The following is a 650-nucleotide window of genomic DNA, read 5'->3' as shown; positions in this document are numbered from 1 at the left end:
GACGAGGGGAGATTTCGGGGTCCCGACGAGGCGGGAGAGCTTGTCGCAGGAGATGGTGATCGTCGAGGCCATGACGCGTCCTTTCCATGAATGGATGAGGGGACGCGATGCTTCGGCCGGAGCCTCGTGGGGAGATCGCAGTCCCCATTCGGGCATTCAGCCAGAGCGGCCCTCGAAGTCAAGTCGCCGCTGCGTTGGTGCGCTCGGATGCGAAGGAGATTCCTTCCGCCACCATGACTGCGCCATCTTCCTCGCCGACAAGTTTCGCGCCGGGATCGGGGATCAGGATCGCGGCGTTCGCCCGAGGGAAGCAGCCGCCGACCGCATGCCGAAGCTCACCCGAACTCTCTTCGGACATCTGACGATCGCTCTGGCGGTCGTCTTCGCCATGTTCGCGGTGCCCCAGGGTCCATCGGCTTCCCACGACCCGGTCCTCACGCTGCACGTTGCGCATGATGATCACGGCCACTCGCACGACGACGAACCTCATGCTGACACGGTCGGGCACGGCGATCATCAGCACAAGCACAACCCGTCCGACCATTCGCACGACAAGCCCGGGACATTGCCGCGGTTCGATGCGCCCGTGCCACCCGGCGCCGCGCAACATGCGCTCGCGCTTCAGGACCACACCCGGGGCGGTGTCCCTT

General features: G+C 65.4%; 1 pseudogene. It reads left to right on the top strand.

Annotated elements, in window-relative coordinates:
• Positions 1 to 40: 40 nt before the first annotated feature.
• Positions 41 to 650: pseudogene (locus VQ042_RS25800) on the top strand (hypothetical protein); the annotation flags it as partial.

The sequence above is a fragment of the Aurantimonas sp. A2-1-M11 genome (genome assembly GCF_036549475.1).
GTDB lineage: Bacteria > Pseudomonadota > Alphaproteobacteria > Rhizobiales > Rhizobiaceae > Aurantimonas.
The sequence above is the reverse complement of the archived record's forward strand: the minus strand, read 5'-3'. Positions and strand labels throughout refer to the sequence as shown.